Source organism: uncultured Campylobacter sp. (assembly GCF_938045595.1).
GTDB lineage: Bacteria > Campylobacterota > Campylobacteria > Campylobacterales > Campylobacteraceae > Campylobacter_B.
The window spans coordinates 1-7,383 of sequence record NZ_CALIBB010000217.1; the positions used below are offsets into that span (position 1 = coordinate 1).

The following is a 7,383-nucleotide window of genomic DNA, read 5'->3' on the forward strand; positions in this document are numbered from 1 at the left end:
TTGCTCTTTTTATCTTCGGAGCTCTTACTATCACTAGCTTTGCTACCTCCATCTTTACTTCCGCCTCCTTCTCCCTGTTGAGGATCCTTAAAAGCATAATTTGCCCCTATGCTTAAAGAATTTGATTTGTCGTATCTGGTGTTGCTTAAATTTGAGAATGTTAGGGTATCTGTTTTTAATCTAAGCTTGCCGTTATCTATAAAATTTCCGCTCTCATCATAGTAGCCTGCGGCTATTAATGATCCTTTCAGATCGGTATTAGATCCTATTGAATTTAGCACTAAAACTATGAGAACAAAACTAATAAATTTCATTCCGTAATGAACTGCCTATAAGGATCCGGTACCGTCGGATGTTTGGAAAATAGCAATGGCATATATTTGTAAATATCTACCATAACGATCTCTTGATACACATTATCTAGCCGCCAATCTATTTTGTCGTAGTGCTTGTTTTCATCATGCATATCTTCTATAAGGAGATCGCCATTTTTTATACCAAAATTTATAATTAGATCGAGCTCCTCTAGCGTGTATCCCCAATCTATATGGAAAAATTTAAATACTACGGATATGATCCCGTCTCCTTCGATTGCGGAGGATAATAACTCTACAATGTGCTTCTCTCTCATTGTCGCCTTTTCTTCAGCATAAAAATTTGTCTTTGTCGCTCGGTATCTTAGTACTTAAAACCGACCATAAATTACTATCAATGCTCATATTTTCACATAACTTTCTTACAATATCTAAATCATTAGAGGAAATTTCTAAATCATATTCATACATTTGAACCAAAAAATCTTCCAATGCTATACCATATTCGCCGGCTTTGACCATCTCTTCTAAATAGACCATAAAATCATGCCGCCCTGCCTTGGCGAATTCATCTTTATAGTTACGGAATAAATTTAAAAATATCAAATCATCGTATACCATCCGCTACTTTCCTTAAATTTATTTATCACTGCTACCTCATAATCTTCTAGCTTCGAATTTCTATTTGAATATCAAGCAAGTCATCGTGATCTGGGTATTTGGCGGTCTCCGAGAGCGTAAATTTTATCACGTCTAGCAACTGCCTAGCCAGATCGCTGTATTTTTTCTTAAATGCATTAAAATTTAAGAAAATCAACTTTAAATCGTCTCGAACGCCTTGCTTATTTTTTAAACCGTATCGTGAGTTTTCCTCTTTTTCCTCGATATATTCGCTATAGCTTTCCCACTCGTCTTTATCTTTATATCGCTCCCACTCTTCCTCGCTATAGTCTTTCCATTCCTTAAATCGCAGAAACCAAAAGAAATCCGCGAATGCATCAGGGCCGATACGTAGCGGCAAAGAAAGCTTTTCGGATAAATATGAGTATAACTTATGCTCTATTTCTTTGGGGCAATAATCATGCCACTCATCAATATATCTTCTGTCTTTTTGCAACTCGTCAAAGTCAATCACTACTTCTATCATTTTTCCTCACTCCAACTATGCTAACGCATATTTTCTTAAAATTCTAAAAATCAAATAAGCATAGATTAACGCAAACTCGCCTTTATTAAATTTTAGTATAAATCAGACCAAAAAGGCACATACGGGCATTTTCCGACCGGCTCAAGAGGATTTTTACTAAATTCTCTCAAAAAGTAGTCATATAAATTTTTCCCATAATAAATGACGTCGGTATAGTGTATAGATAAGACCGGCGGATCCGGTAATTTAAGACACGGCATATATCTATGAGAATATATAGGTATAATCTTAGGTGCAATTTTGGCTGCTTCTAGTATAATGGCTCGCTTGCGAGATTTGTCTTCGGGCATCGGACCCCATTTTTGCGTATTCCAATAGTTCTCATTTGGAAAAATTTCATCAATAGGATCGTTTTTTAAGTACTCAAAGACGTAGTTCATAGCCTGCTTTATCTCCTTTATATTTTCATCGCTAAAGTCTCTCCAATTATAAAATTCTACCGAAATAGGCAATGTATATGACAAAAAATCTCTTAGGCTTTTTGGAAATTTAAACTCATAAATTTGCTCTATTTTGTCTATTTCGCTCTCTTTCAAACCATCGCTCAATTCTATGCCGCTCTTTTCTAACAGCTCTTTTATTTGCTTATACATATTCTATTTTCCCTATAAGGCTTTTAATCGTAGTCGAGCTCATCCAAATCGTATCCGAAAATATGAATTGTTTTTAGGGCTAACTCGCGTAGTCCGCAAAAGGTGCTATTGTGGTATATAAAATCTTCATAGTCTGTCATAGAAGCCTTTTCCTCTTCTTCCCAAAATTTTGAATCGCACTCTGCAAATTTATCTAGCATTTTAACTATCGCTTTACGCTCCTCTACGCTGAAATAAATTCTGTTTGATTCCACTAGGGCTATTTTGCAAGCGTTCTCGCAGTCTCCTATTAAATCTATGCACAACAAATACTTATCCTCTGTTGGGTTGAGCATATATTTTTCTTGACATTCCAATGAGGCGAGGCAGCATAATTCTCTCAATAATCTTTCTTTTATTGACATTTTATTATCCTAAATTTTATATTCCGTACCACTTAGTTACATTTCCTTCTTCGTCGATATCGACCTCTATGTGTTTGTATTTATTGCAGAGGTTCGGAATTAAAATTTCATCATAATATTTTTGCCGCATTCTGCGATAAATATATACATATTATGGTGGCACCACCGATTCGGCTCTTCCCAAAAGGCACTATCTGTGCGAGTATAATTTTTTAGAGGTTCGTATGGGCGGGCTACAAAATTATCTAAATTATAAAAGAAATTTTCTCTTAAAATTTTCCATTCTTCAAATTTCTTCATATTTAAATTTATATTAGCGCTAGTTTTATATTTTATGTCGGTATCTATGAGATTATTTAGATAAAACTGCCCAAATAGCATTATTAAAATATCTCTTACATCCTCATCGCATAAACTAAAATTATGAATTAATGTGCTAGCGATAGAGTCGGTCTCATAGATTTCGGTGCTTTTCATTAGGCTAAACGCCTCAAGCTCATAAAAATCCAGCGATCTTATCCCGCTTGCAGTTTGGAAATCTTTAAAAATCTTAAACCTAAAATCTTCCGCTTTACTAAAGAAATAGACGTACGGACTTAAATTTAAATCAAGCGCTTTTACTCTCATTTTATACCGTCCAAATTATTGTTTTTCGCATTTTAGCATTGTTTTGCATAATAAGCTCTTCCTTGCTGCGTTTCAGTCACGCCAAAGTATTTGCTATTTACGCCGACCGGCTCATAATTTTTATCATCCCTTAAAATATTTAAAATTTCAGATTTATCGCGTATCTCTTTCATTTCCGTATCATAACCCCAATTTGAACTAAACAATCTTATATACCCTTGCTCGCATAAGAACAATAAAATTTCTTTCGCCACTTTAAGCGAATTGGCAACGTTAATAGAATTTAATTCCCAAACGATCTCCCATAAAGAGATATAATCGCCATCTTCAACTATTCCCGATAAAATAGTTAAAATCGTCTTTTTATTCATTTAAAACCGCATTTCCTTTTAATGGAATTTTAACTACCGCGCCGTCTTTGCTATTTTTAGCACAAGAATCCGGCGTACAATTTTCATAGAAAAATTTGATTTTATAGAAATTTTCATCCCCCGATGCAACTGCCAACAATAAGCTTTTTATGCGACGAAATCTATCGAAAATATTTGGCTTTGTATCTTCTTGATATTCATACGTTTTAAAACATTCGCTTTTTGCGTCTATATCTACGTCGCGCCAACTTCCGTTTAGAAATATATCATTAGAGATAGAAATAATGCCTTGCATTATTTCTGGGTCCAACTCTTTGTTTTTATAATGCCGCAAAATCTTTTTTAAATCGGTTTCTAATTTCCAATATTCATCATCGGACCATAGATTATTATCCAAAATCATACCTATGAACGAATTTGCATCATATCTATCATCAAATGCGGTACTTCTATAAAAATTTACAACCTTCATTGCATTAATCCTTTGGAACATACCAAAAACCGCTATTGCTAAATTTCTCTTTGAATACGATGCTGTTGCACAGAACCTTTAATCTTTCAAATCTATCATATATGCTAGGCACCACGCCGTCGCTGTTTTTCGCGTACAGCATATTGCTTACATAAATTTCCGATTTGTCCTCCACGCCGATAACTTCATTAAATACCGCTAGTATTGCGACGAAAATTTCTCTTGGAAGCGTTTTGTTATGATAAAAGTTCAAAATCTGCATTAAAGTTTTATCCAACTCCCAATAGTCGCAATCCGACCAAGTTTTTTGATAGATAAATTTTCCGACAAACGAATTGATGCTGAATTTGTCAGAATTCGTTGAATTTTGGTATAAAAGCTCTAAGTCCATTAATCACCGCCTTTTTCATTTCTTTATTAATTTTAGCTATCTTTATGGCGAATTTGCGTTTATAAAAATTGATTATTTTCTATTTGATAGCTCTTTAGATAGAATTTCTGAATCGGGATACAATTTTTTCAAAAATTGTATCTCTTCTTGATCTAACTCATTTAAAACCTCTTCTGTTGGTCTTTCGCTTAAAATTTTTCCATAAACCAAACTCAATCGCTTATATGCGCGCGGGTTACCATTCTTTTCAAATTGCCTTATTATAGCAATTCTGCACTCTTTTGTTATTTCGGTATCGCCCATAAAAAGATCTTTTATATCGCAAGAGGCGCTTTGCTCTTTATATAGATAAAATATCCACGCAAATAATATTATAACGGCGGCAATAAAGTAAATCTTATTTTTCATGAAAGCTCTTATTCTTTCGGCTTTCTATCCGCGTAATATAGATGTATGACTTCATCCATGTTAATCTCTTTTTCCTTTCCGATCCGCTCGGTACACAATGTGAAATTTCCCTCCCTCAAAATGCACTTTTTTAATAAACCAACTATAAAGTCGTTATTTGTGCATAGATCTAAATTTCCAGAATGAAATTTTTTAATAAAATTTAGCTCTTCTTTGTCTAATTCTTGCTGCGCCTTTTTATCTACACAATATCTATCTAAAAAATAAGATTCATAAAAATAGAAAAGTCGCCTATGCGCCCCGCTGTTGCCATTATTAGCCCGTCGTATCAATTTTAATCTGCATTTTTGCTCCATACGATTGTAGTTTTGCCTCAACATATCGTTAATATCACAAGGTGAAAAACTTAGCACCGAAAGAACAATATAAATACAAAGAAATATACTAAGTATGATTAGAAAAAATTTCATTTTATATCCTTACTTATTTTTGGCTTTTAGATATAAACGATCAATCATAGAATTTACGATTTAATTAGTAATAAAAGTGGTGTCCTGCGTTGAATTTTTACAACCCTCAGAATTCCCCTGAACACTCGATTACAGAATATCAGTATATAGTCTTTTAAAAAACTATATAAAAATATTTGTCGTCTCTTAAGGAAACTTTAAATAATAAGCAAAAATGAGTTAAGAAGTTTCAAACCTTAAGAAATTTAGCTTAAGCCTTATAGCGCTCAAGGTTTAAAATCTTAAGGAGGCCGCTTAATACATTTTCACTAAATGCCTTAAGCGCCTATCTGTAAGATGTTTGTTCTTTGAGGCAAAGAACAAATAAAAATAGATAAAAGCTTAAAGCCTTCTTCGTCCTTATGAACAAGGGGATTATATTAGAAAGATCTTAAAAGCTTCTTAGCTCAAATTTATTAATCTCTTCTTTTACTTTCATTTACAGATAAAAAGTCTAAAGACTTAGAGGCTTCTTTAAAAGTATAGAGGAAGCTATGCTATTTTCTTGTATAGTATTAAGATAGCCAAAGACTTTTAAAATATGGGAGAGTGATTAAAAAATGAGGGGTTGCCACCCTCAATACTTCAATCTCTCTTCTATACCTAAATAGATTCAATATCCTTTAGATACTCAAGCGTTCTATTAGAGCAAAGTCCAAAATATCAAAAGCAAGGCTACACATAAAATATCCTTAAAAGGGATAGGCTAAGAGGTTGCTCTATCTATGATAAAAGAACTGCTTTGGCAAATAATATCCCCACAAGCGATAAAAATATATTAAGATCAATACTATTTATAATATAGTACTAGGCAAAAAATACTCCTGAAAGAAATAAAAGTTTATCCTATCCACTTAGATATAGAAAATTCCACCTATGAAATAATATCCCTACAAGGAATAATCGCAACGGCGGGTAGCAGACGAGCAAATGCTCCGCTAGCGACGAGCGAGGCAAGCCCCGTAACCTTTAACGGAGGCGCTACCTCCACGCGGCTTTTCAGATAGCCCCCTTTTTCAAATTTAATGCACTTAGGCAATAAATAAAACGAAGAAGAAGGCTATCTAGGGGAAAAAACTCTAGGGGCAAAAAGACGTTACATCTTTAGAATTTAGTTAAAACAGAAGCTTTTTAGATTAATGTGCGAAGCTATAACGCACCTCTGCGATTTTCCTTATTACCCCAAACCGCCAGCGGGGAACTAAAGATTAAGAATGCTTGATAAGCGTTTAAGCTTATCAATAAAAACATTACCGATAACGTAACCCATCGAAAAACCATAATATATAAACTTTAAAGGTTACTTCAAAAAGCCTAAAGGCTTTTTTAACATATAAAACATTCTTTCTCCTTAGTAAAAACATTATAAGGTATTTCAAAAAATACCTTATGAAAACAATATAGCCGAAAAACAAAAAAATGGTATGAGCTGTTTTTTTAAGATAGAGGTCATTGCTTTTTAGCAAAGCCTACACGTAAAAGTAATGAAGCAATGAAGCACAACTTAGTAAACCTCTAAGTGTAAAATATCGAAATCTATCGCAACCCTATCCTCGCGGGCGTTCGTCTTTGGTGTCAAAAAAGGCGAGCACTCCAAAAGAAAGCAATACGCTAAAATGAGGGCGAACGCTTAGGAAAAGAGCGATAATGAAGTAATATGAGGGAGGGGAAAGCCAGCGCTTTTTAAAAGAGATTATAGGTGGCTCACGCGCTAATTACGGAAGCTGTAGAATGGCAAACTGCGGATAGGTTTCGCTCTAGCCCTCCTACTTTACTATTTTTCCGCTTATCCGGAAATTTCTAAAACACATGGCATATAGACTTAAAGGCGCTATCTATAGTAGGAATGTGATTTAAGGCTCAATTCTCTATACTTAAGAATAAAATTTAAGCTCCTTATGGCATTATAGCATTTATGAATTATTGCGTTCGTAGAGCGTGCAAGTTTCTCAATAGGTTTAGAATAAAAGACCCTGCAACCAAACTGCATAAAACCTCGCTAGAAGCCATCCCTTTAGTTTGCTTTTACCTTCCTTAAAATTTAAACCCCAACCCCTTTAAATAACCTAGCCACCATGTTAGAACCC

General features: G+C 34.3%; 12 protein-coding genes. All 12 read right to left on the reverse strand.

What is annotated here, in order from left to right; genetic code table 11:
* On the reverse strand, positions 1-314 hold a 314-nt coding region (locus Q0340_RS08445), incomplete at its 3' end, for a hypothetical protein (RefSeq protein WP_298082949.1).
* Entirely contained in the window at positions 311-631 is a 321-nt protein-coding gene (locus Q0340_RS08450; RefSeq protein ID WP_297988211.1) for a hypothetical protein, read from the reverse strand. The genes Q0340_RS08445 and Q0340_RS08450, both read right to left, overlap by 4 nt.
* A 13-nt stretch (positions 632-644) precedes the next feature.
* A complete protein-coding gene (locus Q0340_RS08455) occupies positions 645-935 on the reverse strand; it encodes a hypothetical protein (protein WP_298082950.1) in 291 nt (96 codons plus the stop codon).
* Positions 936-981: 46 nt separating this feature from the next.
* Positions 982-1,461 carry a hypothetical protein gene (locus Q0340_RS08460; protein ID WP_298082951.1) on the reverse strand — a complete coding sequence of 160 codons (480 nt, stop codon included), beginning with the start codon at positions 1,459-1,461 and terminating at the stop codon, positions 982-984.
* A 92-nt stretch (positions 1,462-1,553) separates the two neighbouring features.
* Positions 1,554-2,114, reverse strand: a complete 561-nt coding sequence (locus tag Q0340_RS08465; protein WP_298082952.1) for a hypothetical protein — start codon at positions 2,112-2,114, stop codon at positions 1,554-1,556.
* 23 nt (positions 2,115-2,137) lie between these two features.
* Positions 2,138-2,449, reverse strand: coding sequence for a hypothetical protein (locus tag Q0340_RS08470; protein WP_298082953.1), 312 nt, complete (start codon positions 2,447-2,449; stop codon positions 2,138-2,140).
* Between the two features lie 168 nt (positions 2,450-2,617).
* The gene (locus Q0340_RS08475) at positions 2,618-3,145 is read right to left on the reverse strand and encodes a hypothetical protein (protein ID WP_298082954.1); all 528 of its coding nucleotides are present in this window, start codon (positions 3,143-3,145) and stop codon (positions 2,618-2,620) included.
* 32 nt (positions 3,146-3,177) lie between these two features.
* Positions 3,178-3,516: a hypothetical protein gene (locus Q0340_RS08480; protein ID WP_298082955.1), complete on the reverse strand. Its 339-nt coding sequence runs from the start codon at positions 3,514-3,516 to the stop codon at positions 3,178-3,180.
* On the reverse strand, positions 3,509-3,988 hold the full coding sequence (locus Q0340_RS08485; RefSeq protein ID WP_298082956.1) for an Imm41 family immunity protein: 480 nt from the start codon (positions 3,986-3,988) through the stop codon (positions 3,509-3,511). Before Q0340_RS08485 ends, Q0340_RS08480 begins: the two co-directional genes overlap by 8 nt.
* Before the next feature lie 4 nt (positions 3,989-3,992).
* Positions 3,993-4,379 carry an Imm41 family immunity protein gene (locus Q0340_RS08490; protein WP_298082957.1) on the reverse strand — a complete coding sequence of 129 codons (387 nt, stop codon included), beginning with the start codon at positions 4,377-4,379 and terminating at the stop codon, positions 3,993-3,995.
* Between the two features lie 72 nt (positions 4,380-4,451).
* Positions 4,452-4,787, reverse strand: a complete 336-nt coding sequence (locus Q0340_RS08495; RefSeq protein WP_298082958.1) for a hypothetical protein — start codon at positions 4,785-4,787, stop codon at positions 4,452-4,454.
* A gap of 8 nt (positions 4,788-4,795) precedes the next feature.
* On the reverse strand, positions 4,796-5,257 hold the full coding sequence (locus tag Q0340_RS08500; RefSeq protein WP_298082959.1) for a hypothetical protein: 462 nt from the start codon (positions 5,255-5,257) through the stop codon (positions 4,796-4,798).
* Positions 5,258-7,383 lie beyond the last annotated feature (2,126 nt).